At 40.3% G+C, this 21,107-nt stretch carries 21 protein-coding genes and 3 riboswitches; of the genes, 15 read left to right on the top strand and 6 right to left on the bottom strand.

Annotation, left to right across the window (positions count from 1 at the left end; genetic code table 11):
• Nucleotides 1-60: 60 nt before the first annotated feature.
• Both metE and GPA07_RS13200 read right to left on the bottom strand, forming a co-directional pair.
• Entirely contained in the window at nucleotides 61-2,349 is a 2,289-nt protein-coding gene (gene metE / locus GPA07_RS13205) for a 5-methyltetrahydropteroyltriglutamate--homocysteine S-methyltransferase (RefSeq protein ID WP_157292671.1), read from the bottom strand.
• A 152-nt stretch (nucleotides 2,350-2,501) separates the two neighbouring features.
• Nucleotides 2,502-2,694: riboswitch (cobalamin riboswitch) on the bottom strand.
• A 112-nt stretch (nucleotides 2,695-2,806) separates the two neighbouring features.
• Nucleotides 2,807-3,766, bottom strand: coding sequence for a S8 family peptidase (locus tag GPA07_RS13200; RefSeq protein ID WP_008359446.1), 960 nt, complete (start codon nucleotides 3,764-3,766; stop codon nucleotides 2,807-2,809).
• A 514-nt stretch (nucleotides 3,767-4,280) separates the two neighbouring features.
• Here GPA07_RS13200 and GPA07_RS13195 point away from each other — a divergent pair.
• The 7 genes from GPA07_RS13195 to GPA07_RS13165 all read left to right on the top strand — a co-directional run bounded on the left by GPA07_RS13195 (nucleotide 4,281) and on the right by GPA07_RS13165 (nucleotide 10,431).
• Nucleotides 4,281-4,967, top strand: coding sequence for a response regulator transcription factor (locus tag GPA07_RS13195; RefSeq protein ID WP_008359448.1), 687 nt, complete (start codon nucleotides 4,281-4,283; stop codon nucleotides 4,965-4,967).
• A 3-nt stretch (nucleotides 4,968-4,970) separates the two neighbouring features.
• A complete protein-coding gene (locus GPA07_RS13190) occupies nucleotides 4,971-6,320 on the top strand; it encodes a sensor histidine kinase (protein WP_157292669.1) in 1,350 nt (449 codons plus the stop codon).
• A 66-nt stretch (nucleotides 6,321-6,386) separates the two neighbouring features.
• A complete protein-coding gene (locus tag GPA07_RS13185) occupies nucleotides 6,387-7,076 on the top strand; it encodes a PepSY domain-containing protein (RefSeq protein WP_008359454.1) in 690 nt (229 codons plus the stop codon).
• A gap of 93 nt (nucleotides 7,077-7,169) precedes the next feature.
• On the top strand, nucleotides 7,170-7,688 hold the full coding sequence (locus GPA07_RS13180; RefSeq protein WP_157292667.1) for a PepSY domain-containing protein: 519 nt from the start codon (nucleotides 7,170-7,172) through the stop codon (nucleotides 7,686-7,688).
• 75 nt (nucleotides 7,689-7,763) lie between these two features.
• Complete coding sequence (locus GPA07_RS18675; RefSeq protein WP_167358852.1) at nucleotides 7,764-7,907, top strand: hypothetical protein; 144 nt, start codon at nucleotides 7,764-7,766, stop codon at nucleotides 7,905-7,907.
• Between the two features lie 292 nt (nucleotides 7,908-8,199).
• Nucleotides 8,200-8,363, top strand: a riboswitch (M-box (ykoK) riboswitch).
• Between the two features lie 209 nt (nucleotides 8,364-8,572).
• On the top strand, nucleotides 8,573-9,931 hold the full coding sequence (mgtE, locus tag GPA07_RS13170; RefSeq protein WP_008361343.1) for a magnesium transporter: 1,359 nt from the start codon (nucleotides 8,573-8,575) through the stop codon (nucleotides 9,929-9,931).
• A 101-nt stretch (nucleotides 9,932-10,032) separates the two neighbouring features.
• Nucleotides 10,033-10,431, top strand: coding sequence for a hypothetical protein (locus tag GPA07_RS13165; RefSeq protein WP_157292665.1), 399 nt, complete (start codon nucleotides 10,033-10,035; stop codon nucleotides 10,429-10,431).
• Between the two features lie 33 nt (nucleotides 10,432-10,464).
• On the opposite strand, the gene GPA07_RS13160 is transcribed toward GPA07_RS13165, so the two are convergent.
• On the bottom strand, nucleotides 10,465-10,794 hold the full coding sequence (locus GPA07_RS13160; protein ID WP_008361347.1) for a MerR family transcriptional regulator: 330 nt from the start codon (nucleotides 10,792-10,794) through the stop codon (nucleotides 10,465-10,467).
• Between the two features lie 192 nt (nucleotides 10,795-10,986).
• Between GPA07_RS13160 and GPA07_RS13155 the strand changes: the two genes are divergently transcribed.
• The 3 genes from GPA07_RS13155 to GPA07_RS13145 all read left to right on the top strand — a co-directional run bounded on the left by GPA07_RS13155 (nucleotide 10,987) and on the right by GPA07_RS13145 (nucleotide 12,169).
• Entirely contained in the window at nucleotides 10,987-11,142 is a 156-nt protein-coding gene (locus GPA07_RS13155; RefSeq protein ID WP_008361350.1) for a hypothetical protein, read from the top strand.
• 38 nt (nucleotides 11,143-11,180) lie between these two features.
• On the top strand, nucleotides 11,181-11,345 hold the full coding sequence (locus tag GPA07_RS13150; protein ID WP_157292663.1) for a stress protein: 165 nt from the start codon (nucleotides 11,181-11,183) through the stop codon (nucleotides 11,343-11,345).
• A gap of 359 nt (nucleotides 11,346-11,704) precedes the next feature.
• The gene (locus GPA07_RS13145; RefSeq protein WP_145939385.1) at nucleotides 11,705-12,169 is read left to right on the top strand and encodes a MarR family winged helix-turn-helix transcriptional regulator; all 465 of its coding nucleotides are present in this window, start codon (nucleotides 11,705-11,707) and stop codon (nucleotides 12,167-12,169) included.
• A 68-nt stretch (nucleotides 12,170-12,237) separates the two neighbouring features.
• Here GPA07_RS13145 and GPA07_RS13140 read toward each other — a convergent pair whose 3' ends face one another.
• Nucleotides 12,238-14,661 (bottom strand): bifunctional diguanylate cyclase/phosphodiesterase, encoded by a 2,424-nt coding sequence (locus tag GPA07_RS13140; protein WP_008361355.1) that lies wholly within the window; start codon nucleotides 14,659-14,661, stop codon nucleotides 12,238-12,240.
• A 247-nt stretch (nucleotides 14,662-14,908) separates the two neighbouring features.
• On the opposite strand from GPA07_RS13140, the gene GPA07_RS13135 reads away from it, so the two are divergent.
• The 4 genes from GPA07_RS13135 (at nucleotide 14,909) to GPA07_RS13120 (ending at nucleotide 18,754) form a co-directional block, all read left to right on the top strand.
• Complete coding sequence (locus GPA07_RS13135) at nucleotides 14,909-15,523, top strand: DedA family protein (RefSeq protein WP_071167722.1); 615 nt, start codon at nucleotides 14,909-14,911, stop codon at nucleotides 15,521-15,523.
• 77 nt (nucleotides 15,524-15,600) lie between these two features.
• Nucleotides 15,601-15,770: riboswitch (yybP-ykoY riboswitch) on the top strand.
• A gap of 31 nt (nucleotides 15,771-15,801) precedes the next feature.
• On the top strand, nucleotides 15,802-16,593 hold the full coding sequence (locus GPA07_RS13130) for a TerC family protein (protein WP_008361360.1): 792 nt from the start codon (nucleotides 15,802-15,804) through the stop codon (nucleotides 16,591-16,593).
• Nucleotides 16,594-16,808: 215 nt separating this feature from the next.
• Nucleotides 16,809-17,564: an RNA polymerase sigma factor SigI gene (sigI, locus tag GPA07_RS13125; RefSeq protein ID WP_071167721.1), complete on the top strand. Its 756-nt coding sequence runs from the start codon at nucleotides 16,809-16,811 to the stop codon at nucleotides 17,562-17,564.
• Nucleotides 17,561-18,754, top strand: coding sequence for an anti-sigma factor domain-containing protein (locus GPA07_RS13120; protein ID WP_157292661.1), 1,194 nt, complete (start codon nucleotides 17,561-17,563; stop codon nucleotides 18,752-18,754). Before sigI ends, GPA07_RS13120 begins: the two co-directional genes overlap by 4 nt.
• Nucleotides 18,755-18,792: 38 nt before the next feature.
• Here the strand turns inward: GPA07_RS13120 and GPA07_RS13115 are convergent, their stop codons facing one another.
• Complete coding sequence (locus GPA07_RS13115) at nucleotides 18,793-18,987, bottom strand: alpha/beta-type small acid-soluble spore protein (RefSeq protein WP_008361366.1); 195 nt, start codon at nucleotides 18,985-18,987, stop codon at nucleotides 18,793-18,795.
• Nucleotides 18,988-19,110: 123 nt separating this feature from the next.
• Entirely contained in the window at nucleotides 19,111-19,827 is a 717-nt protein-coding gene (locus GPA07_RS13110) for a DUF1836 domain-containing protein (protein ID WP_008361368.1), read from the bottom strand.
• A gap of 278 nt (nucleotides 19,828-20,105) precedes the next feature.
• Between GPA07_RS13110 and htpX the strand changes: the two genes are divergently transcribed.
• Nucleotides 20,106-21,005, top strand: coding sequence for a protease HtpX (htpX, locus tag GPA07_RS13105; protein ID WP_008361370.1), 900 nt, complete (start codon nucleotides 20,106-20,108; stop codon nucleotides 21,003-21,005).
• Nucleotides 21,006-21,107: the final 102 nt, after the last annotated feature.

Here is a 21,107-nt window from a genome sequence, read left to right as displayed (position 1 = left end):
AACAGGGCAATATACGGATATAAAAACCCCTGCTATATTCAGCAGGGGAGAGGAATGTCATTATGCATGCTGCGCCAGCTTTTTACGAGCCAATTGAGCGGCTGTGACCATGTTTTTCAAAGCAGCAATGGTTTCAGGCTCTTGTCTTGTTTTTAGACCACAGTCAGGGTTGACCCAGAAGCGGTCAGTTGGACAAACTTTCAGCGCATCATCAATGATTTGACTCATTTCCTCAACAGATGGTACGCGCGGGCTATGGATGTCATATACCCCAAGTCCAAGTCCTTTTAAGTACGGGTGTTTTTCTAAATAATCAAGGAATCCGCCATGACTGCGTGAGTGCTCAATGGTGATGACATCGGCATCAAGGTCTTCAATCGTATCAACAATATCCTCGAAGTTACTGTAGCACATATGTGTATGAATTTGCGTTTCATTTTGAACAGAAGATGTCGATAAACGGAAGGACTCTGCTGCCCAGTTTAAATATTCTGCCCAATCACTCTCTTTTAAAGGAAGACCTTCTCTTAATGCAGGCTCATCCACTTGAATGACTTGAATACCTGCTTCCTCTAACGCTTCTACTTCTTTACGCAAAGCGAAAGCGATTTGGAAGGCAATGTCTTTCCTGGAGATATCTGTTCTTGGGAAAGACCAGTTTAAGATGGTGACAGGACCTGTCAGCATTCCTTTGACCTTTTTCTCTGTTAAGCTTTGAGCGTAAACCGTTTCTTTCACTGTCATTGGCTCTATAAATTCGACATCTCCATAAATGATTGGCGGCTTCACGCAGCGTGATCCATAAGATTGTACCCAAGCAAATTTCGTAAAGGCAAATCCGGCTAGCTTTTCACCAAAGTATTCAACCATGTCTGTACGTTCAAATTCTCCATGAACGAGTACATCCAGGCCAATCTCTTCTTGAATATCAATCCATCTTTTTGTTTCTTTCTTAATAAACTCATCATATTCAGCATCTGTCCATTCGTTTTTGCGCCATTTTTGACGAGCGCTGCGCACCTCAGCGGACTGAGGAAAGCTACCAATTGTTGTGGTTGGAAGAAGCGGGAGTTCAAGAGATTCGTTTTGGATGCGAAGGCGATCTTCAAAGGCCACAGGACGTTTAAAATCTTTAGGTGACAGATTGTTTCGTTCTGCTGTCAGATCCGCATTTGTCCCTTTGGCGAATTCTTTTAAGGTAAGAAGCGCTTCACTTGCTTCATGAATGTCTGCATCAATGGCAGCCGCTCCTTTTGTTAAACCTTCTTTTAATCGTGTTAATTCAGCCAGTTTTTCAGTTGCATAAGAAAGTCCGTTTAATAGTTTTTCTTCAAGCTGTTCGCTTGGGTGCTTTGCAACTGGTACATGTAGCAAGCTGCTTGATGGCTGCAGCCACACTTCTTTTGGCTGAACATCAGCAATCACCTCAGAAATAAATGACAATCTTTCCCCTAAGTCTGATCTCCAAATATTTCTTCCGTCAATGATGCCAGCTGCTAAAATTTTATCTTTCGGGAAGCCATGCTTTTTCACTTGTTCAAGGTTGCGTCCTTGATCATGGACAAAATCAAGACCGATAGCTTCAACTGGGTACGTGACAAGTTCTTCATAGGCATCCACTGAGTCGAAGTATGTTTGAAGAAGTACGTTTAAGGCAGGTACAGCTTCTTTAATCGTTTGATAGATGGCTTTCACTGCTTTCACGTCTTCACTGGAAGCTGTGACTAAAGCAGGCTCATCAATTTGAACCCATTTCACACCGGCTTCTTCAAGTTCTTTTAAAACCTGAATATAAAGCGGCACAAGACGCTGCTCGATCTCTTTTACTTCATTGGCTTCATAGCCTTTAGAAAGAGAAACAAATGTATAAAGGCCAAGAACGACAGGTTTTGTTTCAACACCAAACGCCTTTTTCACCTTTTCGTAAGCTTCAAGCGGTTTGTTGTGTGTGAGTTTGAATTCCGTGCTTTTTTCGTATTCTGGAACGATGTAGTGATAGTTTGTATTAAACCATTTTGTCATTTCACTTGAGACAGCATCTTTTGTTCCTCTAGCCATCGCAAAGTATGTATCTAGCGGGTCTTTCAAACTGCGGAAGCGCTCTGGAATCCAATTGAACATAACAGCAGTATCCAGCACGTGATCATAGAAGGTGAAGTCTCCAGAAGGAACAACATCAATTTGTTGGTCAATTTGAGTTTTAATAGCGGTTAGAAATTGTTCATCCAGTGTGCTTAAGAGAGTTTCACGGTCGGTTTGTCCTTTCCAATAAGACTCAAGTGCTTTTTTCCATTCTCTGTTTAAACCAATTCGCGGAAAACCTAGATTACTTGTTTTAACAATTGTCAATTCCAATTCCTCCTCTAAAATATAAAAAGACATTTACACTCATGATCAAGATTGATGAGGGAAAATGTCTGGTTTAAAAAGACAAAATGTGTGTGCGAAAGAAGGCGTGAGTATCACTGACGCTTTTCCGACATCTCCTATCAACCGTAGGGGTTTGATGTGATAGAGCGGCTGGTATCCTGGCTCGCGAATCTGCAAGCTTTTCATCCTTCCCGTCTTCATGACAGTGGATTACAAAAGAAAAGCTCTCCTCACTTACAGTGGCGGGACCGCGCCGGATTTTCACCGGTCTTCCCAATTAAAATTCGACGTGTGATCGAATTACCGACTCTCAAACTATGAATTTATTGTGTTCGATTATATAACGTTCACTTCATTTCGTCAAAGTAAATTTTGAATAATTTTAATTAAAAAAATCCCGAGAAAATTCTATCTTTTCTCAGGACCTATCATGAAGCTATAGAGACAAAAGTTCTGCTTCCAATGTTTTCTCAAGGAGCACATCAGGCGCAGTTAAATATAAAAACCCGTTTCCTACAAGGGTTTTCGATTGTTTCAGAGGGAGGGTTCTTCTCACGAGCTGAGCATATACCTCAGGTTCTGTCAATTTACGCTGGAATGCTTCCTCTTCGGCATTTTTAATAATGGCGAGTGCACCGCTCACATGAGGGGCAGCCATGGAAGTGCCTGTTAGTCTTCCGTATTTATGGTTAGGAAGAGTGGATAAAATATCTTCTCCTGGAGCGACAAGGTCGATTTCTTTATTCGCATTGGAAAATTCAGAGGATTCTCTTGCAAGAGAGACAGAGCCGACGGCAATGACCTCATTGTATGCAGCTGGGTAGGAGAACTCTTCAGTACGCTCGTCTCCGTCACCTTCATTTCCTGCTGCGCAGACAACAAGCACACCGCTATTTACCGCATGTTGAATGGCTTTTTGCAGGGCTGGTTCATTGCTTGGACCTCCAAGAGACATGGAGATAATATCAACTTTTTGCTCAACCGCATAGTTGATGCCATTAATGATCCATTCGTATTTCCCGCTGCCATTTTCTCCGCCGAGGACTTTCACGATCAGCAGCTTGGCCTCTGGGGCAACACCTAAAATGCCGCCATTTTGATCCGTTGCTGCAATCGTTCCTGCTACGTGGGTACCATGCCCATTGTAGTCTTTCACCTTCTCAGCATCTCCATTGTCATCATCGGTAAAGTTCTTGCCACCGATAATCTGATCTTTTAAATCGGGATGCTCCGTGTCGCAACCTGTATCAAGGACAGCAATGGTTATGCCTTTTCCTTTGAAGCCGCTTGACCAAAGTTCGGGTGCTTTAATCTCCTGAATACTTTCTGGCGTCTCTTTCGCTTCCATCACATTGGCTTTTACTTCATACGGAATTAAGCGAATTTCACCTTTCATAAGAAAGCCCTCCTTATTTTGTTTTCAAAGTAGATTCAGGTTGCGTAATGTTATTGTATAAAACAAACTTTTGACCGAAAAGGGTCAATTGTAATCATTTTTCAAATCATCAAATTATTCATATGTTCGCAGTTCTCCTCGCTTCTTGCCGAAAGAAGTCACCTTTTGAAGAAAACTCTTGATATCATATGAAAAAGGAGGAAATGCTGCATAGTGAGCTTGCACCTGTTCAAATAAAAATGGGTGAAAAGAACTAAAAAAGACAGTCCTGTTTAACAACAAAAATGAATGGATAGGAGAGTTATGAGGAGAAGGAGAACGAGTGTAAATATTTTTCTCCAAAAACATTTCACTCTCTAGTATTTGCTTTATGAACCGTTAGGTGAACAAAAGACTCATCATGATCTTTTTTTGGGGGAAAAATAAGATGTGAAGATTGTGACTGTTCCAAACGTGAAAGGCAACATATAATAATGGAAAGACAAGCTTGCCTTTTTAGATAGGAGAGATAGAGATGAACAAAGGGAAGATACTCGTAATCGAAGATGAAAAGAAAATAGCAAGAGTGCTGTCACTTGAACTTGAATATGAAGGGTATGAGGTGACAGTCAAAGATACAGGCATGAACGGACTTCAGGCTCTTGAAGAAGATAGCTTCGATTTGGTGCTTCTTGACGTCATGCTTCCAGAATTAAGCGGTCTTGAAGTGCTGAGAAGGGTTCGAAAGACGAATACAGAAACACCCATTATTTTAATTACAGCAAGAGGGAGTGTTCCTGATAAGGTAAGCGGCCTTGATCTTGGAGCAAATGATTATATTACAAAGCCTTTTGATATAGAAGAATTATTAGCACGAATTCGTGCGCAGCTAAGATTTAATAGCAGTGCGCAAGAAGAAAAGGAAATTGAGCTCAGCATAGCAGATCTGACGGTCAATGAGAAAACAAGAGAAATCCAAAGAGGCGGTCAAATGCTGGAGCTGACACCGAGAGAATATGACCTGCTTGTCCATTTGCTAAAACATCAGCAGCAAGTGCTCACAAGAGATCAGCTGTTAACAGCTGTTTGGGGCTTTGATTATTTCGGTGATACGAACGTGGTCGATGTCTATATCCGCTATTTAAGGAAAAAAGTCGATTACCCATTTGAAAAACAGTTGATTCACACAGTGAGAGGTGTGGGTTATGTGATGAAAGGATAAAGCATGAGATTAAAAAATAAGATCCAGCTTTATACGTCGTTGTCCTTGTTTTTAATGGTGCTGCTGTTTCATACAGCGATTTATTTTATTTTTTCAATGACCTTGACGCAAAAAGATATGTCTCGGCTGTCTGAGGTGGCTGAAAATATTGCGATTGCGTTAAAAAAGTCAGAAGAAGAGGGCCTTCCTTCTTCGGAGCTGCTAAAAGCATATCTGCCTCAAAATGGCATGATCCGTGTTGTGACAGAAAAGGACGAATCGAAGCTGACCGTCACAAAGGAATCAACGTTTAGCTCACTGCCCTTTACATACGAATCTGGTCAGACAGCAAAAATAAAAGATTACAACAAGCATATGATTGCATTCGCCGCTATTCCCGTCATTTGGACAAACGGGGAGATTGTGTCGCTTCAAGTATATGAAGAAATCGAAAATACAGAAGAAAACTTGGCATTATTAAAAATGATATTAATCGCTGCTGGCGTTTTGTTTATTGTGCTTTCTTATTTTGCAGGTCACATTTTAACCAAACAAATCGTCCGCCCAATTAGTCGAATGACCAATACAATGAAGGCAAGTATGAAGGAAAAGGCATTTAAACGAATTGAATTAACAGGTGATTCAAAGGATGAATTATATCAAATGGGTCAAACCTTTAATGAAATGTCCGAAATTCTTGAGAAGCATTATGAGAAAGAGCAGCAATTCTTACACGATGCCTCTCATGAATTGAAAACACCCATCACTGTTATTATAAGCTACAGCAACTTACTTAAACGCTGGGGACAAACACGACCAGAGGTCATAGAAGAATCCTCTCAAGCCATTCATGATGAAGCGAAAAAAATGAAAAGGCTGACAGATCAATTGCTCACACTTGCGAAAAATGGACAGCCGCTTTATTTGGACATGAAGCCGGTTGATCTTGGTCATTTGTGCAAGCAAATATGTCATACACTTGAAGTGGCCACCAATCGGACCATTCAATCTCATGTGCAAACAAAACATCCGCTGATCGCTGAAGGGGATGAAGAGAAAATCAAACAGCTTTTGACCATCTTGATTGACAATGCGATCAAATATAGTGCAGAGCCAGTTGATGTGATTTGCGGGCAGGCAGGAGACAAGCCGTTTATTTCAGTTGTTGATAAAGGAATTGGCATAAAAGAAGAGGATCTGCCGAAAATCTTTGACCGCTTTTTCCGCGTGGATGAAGCGAGAAACAGTGAGACGGGTGGAACCGGACTTGGTCTGTCAATTGCGAAGCAAATTGCTGAAGAGCATGGGGCCAAGCTAGAGGTAGACAGCCGTATCGGCGAAGGAACAACCATAACCATTCTTTTTCAGAAATAAATAGGTCTTTTCTCATCAATTTCTCATTTCCTCCTTATAAAATAGGAAATAGGAAGGAGGCGCTGCATGTCTAAAAAATCAAAAATGGTGCTTGCGTTCGCAGGATGTCTTATCGTTCTTGCGGCCTTTGCAATGCTCATGATTCAAACCATTGATCAAAAAATATTAAGCGAAGCAGAAATCAAAAAAATCATCGCGAAAGATTACAATGGAAACATCACACATATTGATCTCATCAACAATAAAAAGGACTATACATTGACGCTGGAAAATTCAAATGGCATCTATCAAATCATTGCATCTTCCGCAAGCGGTCAAATGAAAGAAATCAAACAATTAAAAAGCTATCAAAAACCAAATGAAAAAAATGCTGAACTTCAAGCAGAAGAAGCGGCAGTGAAAAAAGTGAATGGAACTGTGATTCAAAAGAAAGAAAAAGCCGATCGTTTTACCTTTACGATTCAATCAAAGAAAGAACTGTATCAAGTAGAGGTAGATAAAAAAACGTTTAAGGTGATAGAAGCAGAAAAGAAAAAGCCGACCTCTAAAGAAAAGAAGCTGACAAAAATCACAGTAGAGGAAGCCATTCAAATTGCTGTAAAAGAAGTAGGCGGGACAGTGGATGATGCAGATCTTGAAACATTCAGCGGAATGCTCGTGTTTGAGGTGGAGCTAGATTTGCCTGACGGAAGAGAGGCAGAGGTGCTTGTGAACGCCTATACAGGAGACATTGAAGGCATTACGTACGAAAACTAATCCATTTCTCATGATTTTCTCATGTTTCTTTCCTTCCTTTATCATCTTGTTTATTTAAGATAAAGAAGAAATCAAACAGAGGAGGAAATGAACATGATGAAAAAAGTACTAGTAGCGACAGCATTAACAGGAACTCTTGTCGCAGGTGGTTTCACCCTTCAAGCGCAAAATACAAATCAAACGGCAAATGCCGAACAAATGGTGCAAAAAAAATCATCGTTTGTCTCAAAGAAACAAGCTGAAAAAGCAGCATTAAAAGTGGTGAAAGGCTACGTAGACGATGTGGATCTTGAGCGTAAAAAAGGAAAATGGGTGTATGAGGTCGAGATTAAAAAAGGCGGCTTTGAATATAAAGTATATGTCGATGCAAAAACAGGAAAAGCGCTGAATGATCCAGTCAAAGAAAAGAAACAAAATGTGAAAATCACCAAAAAACAGGCTGAACAAATTGCCCTTGCAAAAGTAAAAGGTACAGTCACAGATTCAGATTTAGATAAAGAAAATGGTGTGTACATCTATGAAATTGAAATCACGACACCAAGCCGCGAAGAAGTCGATTTTGAGATTTCCGCTAAAACAGGCAAAATCCTGAAGCAAGAATGGGATGATTAAAGAAGATCGAACCTTACACTTTCATGTGTAAGGTTTTTTCATTGGGACAAACTACTGGAAAGGAGGCGAGAGAATATGATGAAGAAAAAAGAAGAAGAGCAGACGATGGACCGCGCGGAATATGTTCCGCATCCTGATGGAGAAGGATATGCTTTGTTTTTGCATGATTCCTTTCATCTCCTCTCCCAAGAGGATATGAATCAGCCAAAAGAGGAATAAAAGATATGGCAACGTGTAGACAAACCCTCGCATTCTTTGTCAGTCCTGCGTGCCGGTGCTCACGAATGTCAAATTCGCTCCGCGCCGGTACTCGTTCTTCCTAGACTGCAAAGGTTTTCAGGTCACGCTAAAACAGGACTAAAATAAAGTTCATTTTAGCCCTTTTTTAGCAAAGAGCGATGGTCAACGTCTATCGCTCTTTTTTTGAAAAGTAAGCGAATACATGACGAGACTTGGCATCTTGCTTATTGACATCATTCCGCTTTTTCTGTAATCTCATTGTGTTAACAATATGAGACTTCGTTAGGTGAGGCTCCTGTATGGAGATACGCTGCTGCCCAAAAATGTCCAAAGACGCCAATGGGTCAACAGAAATCATCGACATAAGGTGATTTTTAATGCAGCTGGTTTTGTCCTATGCCATACAGTGCTAAAGCTCTACGATTGAAGGAGTAAGTGTTTATTTTGTCATGCTTACAAAGCGCCTTCATTCGGTTGAAGGTGCTTTTTTATGAGAAAAGGAGGTGTGGGGATGGATCATCCCGATTCGAGACACATAGAGAATATGTCAAAAGATCAGATTGACGCATCAGATAGAGGAGATCCTGACCCCCCGCACATTCTAAGGGATTCGGGTATCTCCTGACTTTGGGGAGGTAACAGCGATGATACAGAACATTACGTACGATGAACTCATTTTAAGAATTATTATTTTATTAAGAGACGGCAAACGCAAAGAATTTAAAAACATTATGGAAGAGCTTCAGCCTTATGATATGGCCTATTTATTTAAAGAGCTTCCAGAAAAGCATCGCGGCCGCTTCTTGCATTTTTTAACAGTCGATGATGTGACGGAAATGATGGGCGAGCTTGAGCGTGAATATCAAGAGATCGTCCTTGAAAAAGTAGGGAAAGACAAAGCCACCTTCGTCACAAACAAAATGGATAACGATGACTTAGCCAACTTGTTTGATGAAATGGATGACGAGCTAAAAGATCAGCTGCTGTCAAACATGGAAGCCGAGGAATCAAAGGCCGTACAGCTTCTCATGAATTATCCTGCTGAGACAGCAGGGCGTATCATGACCAACCGGTACGTATGGATTCCTCAGCATTATACGGTTCAGGATGCTGTTGTGAAGCTGAAAAGCTTTGCCGAAATTGCCGAATCCATCAACTACCTCTATGTCATTAATGATCAAAAACAGCTTGTGGGCGTCCTCTCATACCGTGACCTAATTTTAGGTGAACCGGATGAAAAGGTGCAGGATCTCATGTTTACAAGAGTGATTGCTGTCGGAGCGTTTCAAGACCAGGAAGAAATCGCAAAGCTCATTGAACGATATGATTTCCTTGCCATTCCTGTTGTAGAAGAGAATAATGTCCTTGTTGGGATTGTCACCGTTGATGATATTATTGATGTCGTCATTCAAGAGGCAGGAGAAGACTATGAGAAATTCGCTGCCTCTGGTAAAGATATTACGTTTGACACGCCGGCATTTGTTGCGGCATACCGACGTCTTCCTTGGCTCATCTTGCTTTTATTCATCGGGCTGATTTCAGGCAGTATCTTAAATTATTTTGAAGATACCCTTCAGCAAGTCGTTGCTCTTGCTTTCTTCATGCCGATGATTGCAGGTATGACAGGGAATACTGGTACACAGTCTCTAGCGGTGGTCATTCGAGGACTTTCAAAAGAGAAATTAACGAAAAAAACCATTATGCGGCTTATTTTTAGAGAGCTGAGAACAAGTATTTACATTGGAATTGTTTGTTCAGTCATTATTACCGTCGTTGCGATGGTGTGGCAGGGCAATGTGGTTTTAGGCTTTGTTGTCGGTTCCTCACTCCTTGCAACACTCATTATCGGTACAATGGCAGGTACGGTCGTGCCTATTATTTTACACAGATTAAACGTGGACCCAGCTATTGCATCTGGGCCGCTGATTACAACATTAAATGATATTTTATCACTGCTGATCTATTTTGGAATTGCGACAGCATTCCTTCATACGCTTATGTAGCAAAGAGACTGTAAAACATGTCGTTTTACAGTCTTTTTTCAATAAAGATTGCATATAGCGCTTCCATCCTTTACATTTTAAGGAGAAGGTGGGAGAGACACATGAAGAAATGGGGATTCATGTTGATGTGCGTTCTTTTGCTTAGTGCATGTCAAAGGGAAGACGAGGGGAAAGACAGAAGGCTGGTGGCTGCAGAGCATATGCTTGAAGCCATCACCGAAGGAAATAAAAGAAAAATAGAGAACGTCTATGTCGAAGGGGCGGTCCCAAGCCTGAGTGACATTCTCAAATCGAAAAAGGAATGGGGCATTGAGTCGCTTTCCTATGAAGATTTTCAAATGGAAGAAGCCAGTATTCACGTCTTTCATGCGAATTATGAAGATGTAGAAACTGGAGAGAAAAAGGCACTTGCCTTTCGTGTAAAAGAAGATCCTGAAAGAGGCGGCGTGATTATTGACTTCGTAGGGGTCGTTGAAGGGTCTGACGCTTCATCTAAATAAAAAGAATCGTTCAAAAGAGCGATTCTTTTTTGTTTATCGATTTTTATACCGAAAGTGTGCATTGATCTGTCCTTCCAACATTTTTTTCTTAAATTGCCCGCTTTTTAATGCTTGTTCTTTTTTCTTCATGTCTTTTAAAATTTCTGCTGTCTGCACACCATCTTCCCGTTTATTGGCGATATCCATTAAACGTTCTACATCAGAAAAAGAATATTTCCGCGTGCCTCTTGTTGAGCGCTGGGGGTAGATGAGTTTACGTTCCTCGTAATATCGGATTTGCCTGACGGAAAGTCCTGTTAATTCGCTGACAATCCCGATTGAAATGACTTTTTTATCTTTATAAGATACATCTTCCTGCGTCATATACTCACCCCTGCAAGTCTTTTTTTCATATTATATAGAACGGAAAGTAAAAAAACCTAACGTTTGTTAGAAAATATAACACAAAAATGAAAAAAACGAAAAAAGTATGGCAGGAAACTTAACAGTGAGCGTGCAATCCATCTTACAAGTAAATATGATAATGAGGAGAAGACTGAGGAGGAGGAGCACATGATGGAGAAAACACAAATCATCCGTATGGCAAAAGAAATCATCGCATTAGATGTGAGGAGGGACGAATTGCTGGAGCAGTTCATGCAGGCTGCGGGTCAGAATGCACATGATCTTCTAAGAGCCGTACAAAATGATTTGTATAAAAAGTCTTCATAAGCACCCGATCCATATCCATTGATAGGAGGGGAGATGTCGTGCGGCGTATATTAAAAGAAGCGTTAGCAAAAGAAAGGCATTATTATACGAAGCAGCTTTGCTCACTCGGGGAGTATAGCCCTGATATGATGAAGAACATGACAAATAGTGACTTAAAAAAAGAGTATCATTTCTTTTTCAACAAAACAGACCGTTATCTGTAAAAATCCCTTAAAATGTGCGTGTGTCACATGAAGGGTTCTTTTTTTGCGTGTTAAATATTATAGCAATATTGAATTTTGTAGAAATTTGACGAATGAATTGCAAGGAAATAAAGAGTCTTTACAGATTATGTTAAAACTTGTCGCAATTTGATGGTTTGCTGAAAAAGCTTTTTTTCGAGATGATTGTGAAAAATAAGAAGGATTTTAAAAGTTTATATCGAAAACTTATACATAACACGAATGGAGTCACTTATGTGGTTGAAAGGGTTTTCAAAAACGTACTTCTATTTTTTACGAAAGGCTCCAACTGCACCGCAAGAAAGCCTTGAAGTTAAAAAAATATTATAAGAGGTAGATATGTGATGAGACTATCGTTTAATGAAGAAGAAGTAGAACGTTCAATGACGCTTTACAAGGTTTTTGCAAGAGCATTTAAAAGCGTATCCGAACACAGTATTAGAGACAGCAAGGAGCATGGATTTAATCCAACTGAGTTTGCCGTTCTTGAATTGCTGTATACGAGAGGTGCTCAAAAGCTTCAGCAAATCGGCTCAAGACTTCTGCTTGTCAGCGGGAATGTGACGTATGTAATTGACAAGCTAGAACGCAATGGTTTCATTGAAAGAGAACAAGACCCTAAGGATAAACGGTCGGTTTATGCCCATTTAACGGAAAAAGGGCGCAGTTATCTCGATAAGATTTACCCGATCCATTCGCTTCGAATTGCGCGGGCATTTTCTGGCCTCTCGCGTGAAGAACAGGAGCAGTTGATTAGTCTGCTGAAAAAAGCAGGTATTCACAGTCAGCATTTGTTATTTAGATAAAAGGAAAAGATGCCCTGGCAGGCACCTTTCAGATGATTGACAAAGGGCTAAGCCCTTTGTCTTCTTTTTTATGTGTCCAGCTGATGTGCAGGGTAGGCGATAAATTTTTCAATATCGCTTGCTGGAAGCGGCTTGGCATAATAAAAGCCTTGTAAGTCGTCACAGCCCTGCGTAGATAAAAGCTGCGCTTGTGCAAAGGTTTCAACACCTTCTGCAATGACATCTAGAGATAGCTGGTGCCCCATTGCAATAATAGCCCCTGTGATTTGCTCAGACTTTGAATCGCTCAAAATATCCTCGATAAATGATTTATCAATTTTCAGGCGGTGAATCGGCAAATCCTTCAAATAGCTTAAAGAGCTGTGGCCTGTACCAAAATCATCAATACTAATGCGAACGCCAAGCTGCTTCAAAGACGTTAGGACCTGTTTTGACTGCTTGATGTTGTCCATTGTCATACTTTCTGTCACTTCAAGCTCAAGCAGTGACGGTTTAAGGTCATATTTTTTCAGCGTCAGCTTGATCAAATCAATTAAGTCTTCGGAGTTGAACTGTTTAGCAGATAAATTCACCGCTACAGGAATCTTCAATTCGTTGTCATACCATATTTTTGCCTGCTTACATGCGGTATCAATGACCCATCTCCCAATATCAATGATAAGGCCAGATTCCTCAGCTAGTTCAATGAAAGCCTCAGGTGATTTAAGAGAGCCGTCTGGCGCTTTCATTCTTAAAAGGGCTTCAACCCCTGTCATTTGTCTTGTTTTGGCACTCACTTGCGGCTGATAATGAAGCACAAACTGCTCTCTTTGAATGGCATCTCTTAACTCGAGTTCCCGATTTAATCTGTCCTCACTAGATCTTTCCATTGATTCAGTGAAAAATTCATAGCGGCTTTGTTTATTCTTTTTCGATAAGTACATCGCCATATCGGCTTTTCTCATGAGTTCCATGCCATCTTTGCCATTTTGCGGAGAGATGGCGATTCCGATACTAATGGATGTAATGAGCTGATGGTTTTGGATGAAAAAAGGACGTTCAAATTGGCGGATGATATTTTTCGAAAGCTGTTCAATTTGATACGTATCCCCCTTCATGTGAGTGAAAATCATTAAAAATTCATCCCCGCCAAGTCTTGCAATAAAGCCATTGTCCGGTAAACATTGTGTGAGTCTGTTTGCGGCGGCTTTCAAAAGCAGGTCCCCTATGTTATGACCGAGTGCATCATTAATAATTTTAAACCGATTTAAATCAAGAAATAGAACAGCCGTTGAGGTTCTTGTCTCTTCTTGAGCGGATAGAACATCATTTAAATAATTGATCCCGTGACGGCGGTTAGGCAGTTCAGTTAACGCATCATAATGTGCCATCACATGAATTTCTTTTTCAGCAATCCGCTGCTGCGTTAAATCCTTTAAAACAAGATAAATGCTGTCAAGCGTATTGTTAACGTGTACAGGTATGTAAGTGACATGAAAATAATAAAAACGATCTGCTGCTTTCAATTCTGCTTCGCGTGTGATGGCCTTTTTTGACTGGTGAATAAAATCTTCCCACATCTCAGTCGGCATCACGTATTGACTCACATCGTCGCCAATCCAAGAATTGCATATCTTTAAAATTTGTTTGCCTGAGTCATTAGCAGATAGTACTTTTCGATCGACAGATAACACAATAATGCCATCTATATTGTGTTTGATGAGCGATTGAAACCGCTGCTCATTTTCCTTTAGCTTATCTGATTGAGTCATGATTCGGTGATCAATATAAGCGCCAAAAATCATGAGCGTTTGGACGATAAGTGTCATCAAACCGATGAAAATGGACAGGCTGAATGGTGACATTTCAAGAGAACCACCAGCAGCGATCTGACCCTCTGAATGAAAAAACATCGTCGATGCCGCCATGCCGGTATAATGCATGCCCGCAATGGCAACGCCCATCATGAGTGCACCAGCTATTTTTAACAGCTGATCCTCCCGTTTTCTTCCATATTTATGAAGCCGAAAAAAAAGATTTAATGAAAAGAATGAAGCGAGCGCAGCAATAAAAAACGAAAGGAAAAAGAGAAATGGATCATAGCTGATGGTAACATTGGCCATTGATTCCATTCCGAGATAATGCATGCTGCAAATAGCCGAACCCATCGTGATTGAACTTATGAGCAGTCTTCTTGTGGAGAGCAGCTGCTGAATACATATTGAAAAAGCGATTAAAGAGCCGATAAAAGAGGCTAAAATCGATAAAATGAGTAAGGGCGTTTCATAGGTGATGCCAGATCGCATGTGGAAGGCCATCATGCCGATAAAATGCATCGACCATATTCCCATTCCCATGATCATCGAACCAATGATCAGCCATACTTTTTTCTTTGCACCGCTTGACTGAATCATTCGCCCCGCTAATTGAAGAGCTGAGTAGGAGGCGACAGCGGCGACAGCGACTGACAGACAGACAAGCCATCCGTTGTAGCTTCCAGTTAAATGTGTCATGTAAGAAAACCTCCTGTATCTAAAAACAGACATATACTTCATATATCGGATCGGATGGTCACTGTGTTCACTTTTCCTTCACTTAAAAAGGACAATCAGTATTTTTTCCCCTCATTTTTTATAGTAAAATCAAATTTAATGTAAAAAAACAATGAAAAGTGAATCGTTTTCTAGGTTTGCTTCGTTTAATAGGTGGCACGGTTTTATCAGCGGTATAGCCTGTCAAACTGATTATGTGTGAAAGGGATTGATAAACATCGAAGATTTTATTATTTCTTTAGCTGATGCCTTTAAAAATTTGTCATACTTTGGCATCTTCCTTGCATTATGCATTGAGTTTGTTCCTGCTGAAGTGGTTTTGCCTCTTGCGGGCTACTGGGTCTCAAAAGGGGACATGACCTTCATCGGTGTTGTGGCTGCCGGTTCCATTGGCGGTGTCGTTGGCCCCTTGACTTTGTACTGGTTAGGACGTTACGGCGGCAGACCCTTTTTAAATAAATATGGGAAGTACTTTTTTGTAAAACCTGAGTCACTTGATAAATCGGATGCTTTTTTCGAAAAGCATGGCGGATTTGTTGCGTTTAGCGGCCGGTTTATTCCAGGCGTCAGAACCCTTATTTCTATCCCGTGCGGTATTGCGAAAATGAATGTGTGGACGTTTTGCCTGTATACGTTTTTGGCCATTACGCCGATTACATGTGTGTACGTGTATCTTGGTTTGATGCTCGGGGAGAACTGGAAAGAGGTTGGGGCGATATTGGATCAATATCTGCTGCCGATTGGAATCGGTGTTGTCGTATTGTTTGTTCTTTACGTGTGGCTAAAACGAAGAAAACGAAATACAGAAACGCCAACTGCTTAATCACGAGATGGAGATAAGAGTCACCAGTTGACAATCCAGTGTCTGTTGATTAAGATATAAGTAATCTAAATATTCTTAATCCCACCAAAGGGGAGTAGCGTCCGGTATCAACTGGAAACAAAGTCGTCATTACATGGAATGATATTCCATCGGCTTTGTTGGCATGATTACATATCACATGTCTAGCAAGACCTTTGCCATTACAGGCAAAGGTCTTTTTTGCATTCATAAGCCTTTGTCTGTTGTGGGACAATAGATAAAAACAAGGAGGAATGATGATGGATGCAGCAATTATTTTAGAGTACGGGTGGGTTCTTCTCGTATTGATTGGATTAGAAGGGATTTTAGCAGCTGATAATGCGCTAGTCATGGCTGTGATGGTCAAACACCTTCCAGAAAAGCAAAGAAAAAAGGCGTTGTTTTACGGACTTGCGGGAGCGTTTGTCATGCGATTTGGTTCCCTGTTTCTGATTTCGTTTTTAGTGGATGTGTGGCAAGTTCAAGCCATTGGCGCAATTTATCTTCTTTATATTTCCATTCATCATATTTTAAAATCGCACGTATTTAAGAAAAAGGATACAGATACAAATATGAAACAAAGCGGCTTCTGGGCAACAGTCGTGAAAGTCGAGCTGGCCGACATTGCTTTTGCAGTAGACTCCATTTTAGCAGCCGTTGCTTTAGCTGTGACACTGCCGAAAACAGGTCTCCCGCAAATTGGCGGACTTGATGGCGGTCAATTTATCGTCATTCTTTTAGGCGGTATTATCGGTTTGATTATCATGAGATTTGCCGCAACTGTATTTGTGAAACTGCTCAAAACAAGACCAAGCCTAGAAACTGCCGCATTTGTCATTGTCGGATGGGTTGGCGTGAAGCTGACGCTCTATACACTTTCTCATCCAGCCATTGGTGTCGTGTCCTCTCATTTCATCCATTCAACATTATGGAAAATCATTTTCTGGACGGTCCTTCTCGCGATTGCAGCTTTTGGCTGGTTTTTATCAAGTCCATCAAGAAAAGATGGTCAACAAAACGAGGAAAAACAAGAGGTGAGGCTGGAAGAATAGGTTTTTTGAAAGAAATATCATTTCATTTTCATAACACATATATTACAAAAAAGGGGGAGATACCCCCTTATTTCTTTGCTTTTAAACGAAACGTTGTAAAGTAGATAAAGAAATACATGTCATAATTGAGTAACAGGAAATGAATTCCTCATTTCTTCCTTTGCGCTTCCCTCATAAATTAGCTATCATAAATGAGTAATATAGGGAGAACTGAGGTGAAACCATTGCTTAGCCTTTTGTTTAAAAAAGGAAAGAAAAAGCAAACATTAGAGCAGTCGGCTATCAATATCCAACAGGGAGATACCGAACTGCAAAATGCATTAATAGAGCAATACAAACCATTTGTCGCTAAGACGGTTTCATCCGTTTGTAAACGATATATAGATGAAAAAGATGATGAATTCAGCGTAGGCTTAATTGCCTTTAATGAAGCGATAGAAAAATATTCTGCCGAAAAAGGGAACTCACTCCTTGCTTTTGCGGAGTTAATTATTAAAAGAAAAGTGATCGACTATATTCGAAAAGAAGCAAGAAATGCACCAACGGTTCAAATGGACCTTCAAGAAAGTGAGAATGGGGAATACTCTCAAAGTATGATTGAAGCAGAGCTTTCTGCAAATGAATATAGGCGTTTAATTGAACAAGAACATAGAAGAGAAGAGATTGAACATTTTAAAGAACGATTGAAAGTATATGGCCTTACATTTCAAGAGCTGCTTGAGCATTCGCCAAAGCATGCAGATGCAAGGCAAAATGCCATTAAAGTGGCTTATACACTCGTTGAGAACGACGAGTTGAGAACCATTTTGTTTCAGAAAAAACAATTACCCGTCAAACAGCTGGAAAAGCTCGTGGAAGTCAGCCGCAAAACGATTGAGAGAAATAGAAAATATATCATTGCGATGGCGATCATTATGACAGGTGATTATGTGTATTTGAAAGATTACCTTAAAGGGGTGCTTAATTCATGAGAAGAGGCATTATAGTAGAGAAAAACAAAAAATATGTCACACTGCTGACCCCTGATGGACAATTTCTGCGGACGAAGTATGAACAGCAAGACTATGAAATCGGTCAAGAGGTGACATTTCCGAATGAATCACGTCTCGAAAGAAAAAGAGCCGGTTTCTTTGACCTGCTCCGTTTACGTCCATTAAATGCAGGAATTCTATCAATTGCAGCGATTATTGTCGTGATCTTCACTATGATGCCATCTTTCTCAAGTCAAAAAGCTTATGCATATATGACGATTGACATTAACCCAAGCTTTGAGCTGAAACTCGATCACCATTATCAAGTGATCGGTGTTACTCCGCTGAATAAAGATGCGAAGCAAGTGCTGGCCAGTATGGAAAATTTAGAAAAAGCCGACATGAGTAAAGTTGTGCAGAAAATTATAGATGATTGTGATAAAAAAGGATACGTCAACCATTCTAAACCGATCTATATTTCCACTGTTTATGAAAACAAGCAGGATCATACATATAAAACAAACGTAAAAAGTAAAATTAGCACCATCTCGGGGGAATATCAAAAGCGCAATTATAAGCTGGAAACGGTAGAAGGTGACCTGGAAACAAGAGAAAAAGCACAAAAAGCAGGTATGTCTACAGGTACATATATTCGAAATCAAGAAATGCAAGACAATGAACAAGAGGACGTTAAGAAAGATGAGAACACAGCAGATGATGATGAGGCTGTCAAAGAAGACGAACCTGGCCATGCTGATGAAGATCAAGCAGATCAAGATAAAAAAGAAGACATAAAGTCAGACGTTAGCGATGAGATCCAGTCAGATCAAAAGGCTCTTGAAGGCGACGACAAAGAGCAGACAGAAGTAGAGAGGGAAGAGCAAGGGTCTGTTCAAAAACCTCATCAAACAAGCCCAAATGATGAAAACAAGGATAAAAAGGGAAAAGAAGAAAAGGGCCGTCCTTTTGAAAAAGACAAAGAGCAAAAAAAAAATCACTCGACTGATTCTGATGAAAAAAAGCAACCGAACGGCACATCACGTGATGATACAGAAAAACACGTAAAAAAAAACAACAGCGGTCAGAAGCGTCCATACGGTGAACGTAAAAGCGATGACGTCAAACAACAAGAAAAAAATACAACGCCCTCTTACCGTGAGAACCGAGATGAGCCCACATACGAACAATAAAAAACGCCAGAATAGATCCGGCGTATTTCACCATGTCTTTATTTAGTTGAATTGCCCATTTGAGATTGAGCCTGCTGGACGAGTCTTTTTGTTATTTCGCCGCCAACAGAACCGTTTGCACGTGCGACTGTATCTGAACCGAGATTCACGCCAAATTCTTGAGCGATCTCGTATTTAAATTGATCTAAAGCTTGTTCTACTCCAGGAACAAGAAGTTGATTTCGATTTGCCATGTTGTTTTCCTCCTTTCACCTCATGTTTGTTACGCCTTCTTATTTTGAAAAAAACGGCTAGCAATTATGCTGGCAATTGCTGCACAAAAAAGCCGAGGTGATGAAGGTCACCTCGGCTTTCATTTAAGCCTTTTTCAGCTGAAGCGTATTAAACATCATTTCTTGCGCTGTGCTCTGCAAGTGAGAAGTGAAGACAGAGAAGACGGTAGAACTGATAATGCCTTTAATTAATTGCCACTGATTCTTCGTCAATTCTGTAAACTCTTCACGGAGCTTGTCTGTCTGTTCTTCTGTCATTTCTCGTAAATTCGTTTCCTTTAATGGGAAATGTGTATGGTGATAAATAAAATCAAGGACGTGCGCATATGCTTCATAAAAACGGATAGGGCTGATAATATCATCCGATCGATCTGTGATCGTATTAAATAAGGCAGATAAGATCATGCGAATGGTATCAAAGTCAAAAACTGATTTTAAATCCCTGACAATTAATAAAATAACGACCTGATCAATGGAGTACTTCTTGCCAAGCTCTGGATGGCCGATCATATCTTTAATATCGCGCTTGATCCAGTTCTGAATGGCTGTCGATTTAAGAGAAGTGAGCTCACACAGGTTGCCAAGCTCAACAATTTCATTCGTTGAAAGTCCGTGCTCTGCTTTTTGCTTCCGCCGTTCGAGCTTCTCAAAAAACGGAGGGATTTTTAATTCATCATATTCATGATCCTTGTCGTTTTTTACAGATAAATTCAAAAGCTGAAGCGGAGTCAGATCTCCCTCTCCTTTTAGAGAATACAGAAGTCTCGTCATGTCAATTCTCGTTAATTTAAAAGTCACCATGTTCCACCTCATTTGTACGTCAAAAACGTGATTATTGATCTAATTCAACATCATAATCTCTTTTTGTTGAAAATGCAAAATAAACTAAAACAAGGGCAGAACGTCACAATTTGTTCACTTTTCAACAATCGCAAGTAGCGTAATTATTGAAGTGACGGGGGTTAAGTCATTATGATAAACATAGAAAACGATTCCTTTTCCCTTGCAATTTGAGACGTTTATTTTTATAATTTTATTAATAAGTTCAAATGAACTTAATATGACAGCGGAGGTTATGTATGGGTAAAAGAATATTTCTGTTTATATTAACGAACATTCTTGTTATCACTACGATTGGTATTGTTCTATCGGTTATTAGTGCAGCAACTGGTGTTGGTTCTTATATAGGAGCAGACGGAAGACTTAATATCATGTATCTTCTTGTATTCAGTGCAGTTGTCGGTTTTGTCGGCTCATTTATGTCACTTGCGATGTCACGCTGGATGGCAAAAATGATGATGGGTGTGCGTGTGTTAAACCCAGAAAAGGATTCATTAACTTATGATGAGCAGCAGCTTGTTGACCGCGTGCACAGATTATCAAGAGCAGCAGGCCTTTCTAAAATGCCTGAGGTTGGTATTTATCAATCATCTGAAGTAAATGCTTTTGCGACAGGTCCTTCTAAGAGAAGATCACTTGTTGCTGTATCAACTGGATTGCTGCATGAAATGGATGATGCAGCGGTTGAAGGTGTTATCGCACACGAAGTCGCTCACGTTGCAAACGGTGACATGGTCACAATGACGTTACTGCAAGGAATTGTCAACACGTTTGTTGTCTTCCTTTCAAGAATTGCGGCATGGATCGCAAGTCGATTCGTTTCACGTGAAGAGCTTGTGCCGGTTGTTCATTTTATCGCTGTGATCGTCTTCCAAATCATTTTCTCTATCTTAGGAAGCCTTGTCGTGTTTGCATACTCTAGGCATCGTGAATTCCATGCAGACCGCGGCGGTGCGGACCTTGCAGGGAAAGATAAAATGATTCATGCGCTTCGCTCACTTGAGGCGTATACGTCAAGAATCAAAGATGATGACCAAACAGCTGTTGCTACACTAAAAATCAGTGGTAAAAGAAAAGCTTCACTTTTCTCAACACACCCTGATTTAAACGAAAGAATCAGAAGATTAGAAGCAAAATAAGAAAGATCAAAAGACATTCTTTGACAGGATGTCTTTTTTCTTTTTGATGAAAAAGAAAATAAAGCATAAAATATCTTTAAAATCATGTTTCTTTTCATTAAA

Origin of the sequence: Bacillus sp. ms-22, from assembly GCF_009759805.1 — a bacterium.
Taxonomy (GTDB): Bacteria; Bacillota; Bacilli; order Bacillales; family Bacillaceae; genus Bacillus; species Bacillus xiamenensis.
This window is presented reverse-complemented; position numbering and strand designations above follow the sequence as displayed.

What these genes read in the sequence shown, in the direction of transcription:
- GPA07_RS13200 (WP_008359446.1), bottom strand. Translation starts at nt 3,766, where the DNA reads ATGAAAGGTGAAATTCGCTTAATTCCGTATGAAGTAAAAGCCAATGTG.
- GPA07_RS13195 (WP_008359448.1), top strand. Translation starts at nt 4,281, where the DNA reads ATGAACAAAGGGAAGATACTCGTAATCGAAGATGAAAAGAAAATAGCA.
- GPA07_RS13190 (WP_157292669.1), top strand. Translation starts at nt 4,971, where the DNA reads ATGAGATTAAAAAATAAGATCCAGCTTTATACGTCGTTGTCCTTGTTT.
- GPA07_RS13185 (WP_008359454.1), top strand. Translation starts at nt 6,387, where the DNA reads ATGTCTAAAAAATCAAAAATGGTGCTTGCGTTCGCAGGATGTCTTATC.
- GPA07_RS13180 (WP_157292667.1), top strand. Translation starts at nt 7,170, where the DNA reads ATGATGAAAAAAGTACTAGTAGCGACAGCATTAACAGGAACTCTTGTC.
- GPA07_RS18675 (WP_167358852.1), top strand. Translation starts at nt 7,764, where the DNA reads ATGATGAAGAAAAAAGAAGAAGAGCAGACGATGGACCGCGCGGAATAT.
- mgtE (WP_008361343.1), top strand. Translation starts at nt 8,573, where the DNA reads ATGATACAGAACATTACGTACGATGAACTCATTTTAAGAATTATTATT.
- GPA07_RS13165 (WP_157292665.1), top strand. Translation starts at nt 10,033, where the DNA reads ATGAAGAAATGGGGATTCATGTTGATGTGCGTTCTTTTGCTTAGTGCA.
- GPA07_RS13160 (WP_008361347.1), bottom strand. Translation starts at nt 10,794, where the DNA reads ATGACGCAGGAAGATGTATCTTATAAAGATAAAAAAGTCATTTCAATC.
- GPA07_RS13155 (WP_008361350.1), top strand. Translation starts at nt 10,987, where the DNA reads ATGGAGAAAACACAAATCATCCGTATGGCAAAAGAAATCATCGCATTA.
- GPA07_RS13140 (WP_008361355.1), bottom strand. Translation starts at nt 14,661, where the DNA reads ATGACACATTTAACTGGAAGCTACAACGGATGGCTTGTCTGTCTGTCA.
- GPA07_RS13130 (WP_008361360.1), top strand. Translation starts at nt 15,802, where the DNA reads ATGGATGCAGCAATTATTTTAGAGTACGGGTGGGTTCTTCTCGTATTG.
- GPA07_RS13120 (WP_157292661.1), top strand. Translation starts at nt 17,561, where the DNA reads ATGAGAAGAGGCATTATAGTAGAGAAAAACAAAAAATATGTCACACTG.
- GPA07_RS13115 (WP_008361366.1), bottom strand. Translation starts at nt 18,987, where the DNA reads ATGGCAAATCGAAATCAACTTCTTGTTCCTGGAGTAGAACAAGCTTTA.
- GPA07_RS13110 (WP_008361368.1), bottom strand. Translation starts at nt 19,827, where the DNA reads ATGGTGACTTTTAAATTAACGAGAATTGACATGACGAGACTTCTGTAT.
- htpX (WP_008361370.1), top strand. Translation starts at nt 20,106, where the DNA reads ATGGGTAAAAGAATATTTCTGTTTATATTAACGAACATTCTTGTTATC.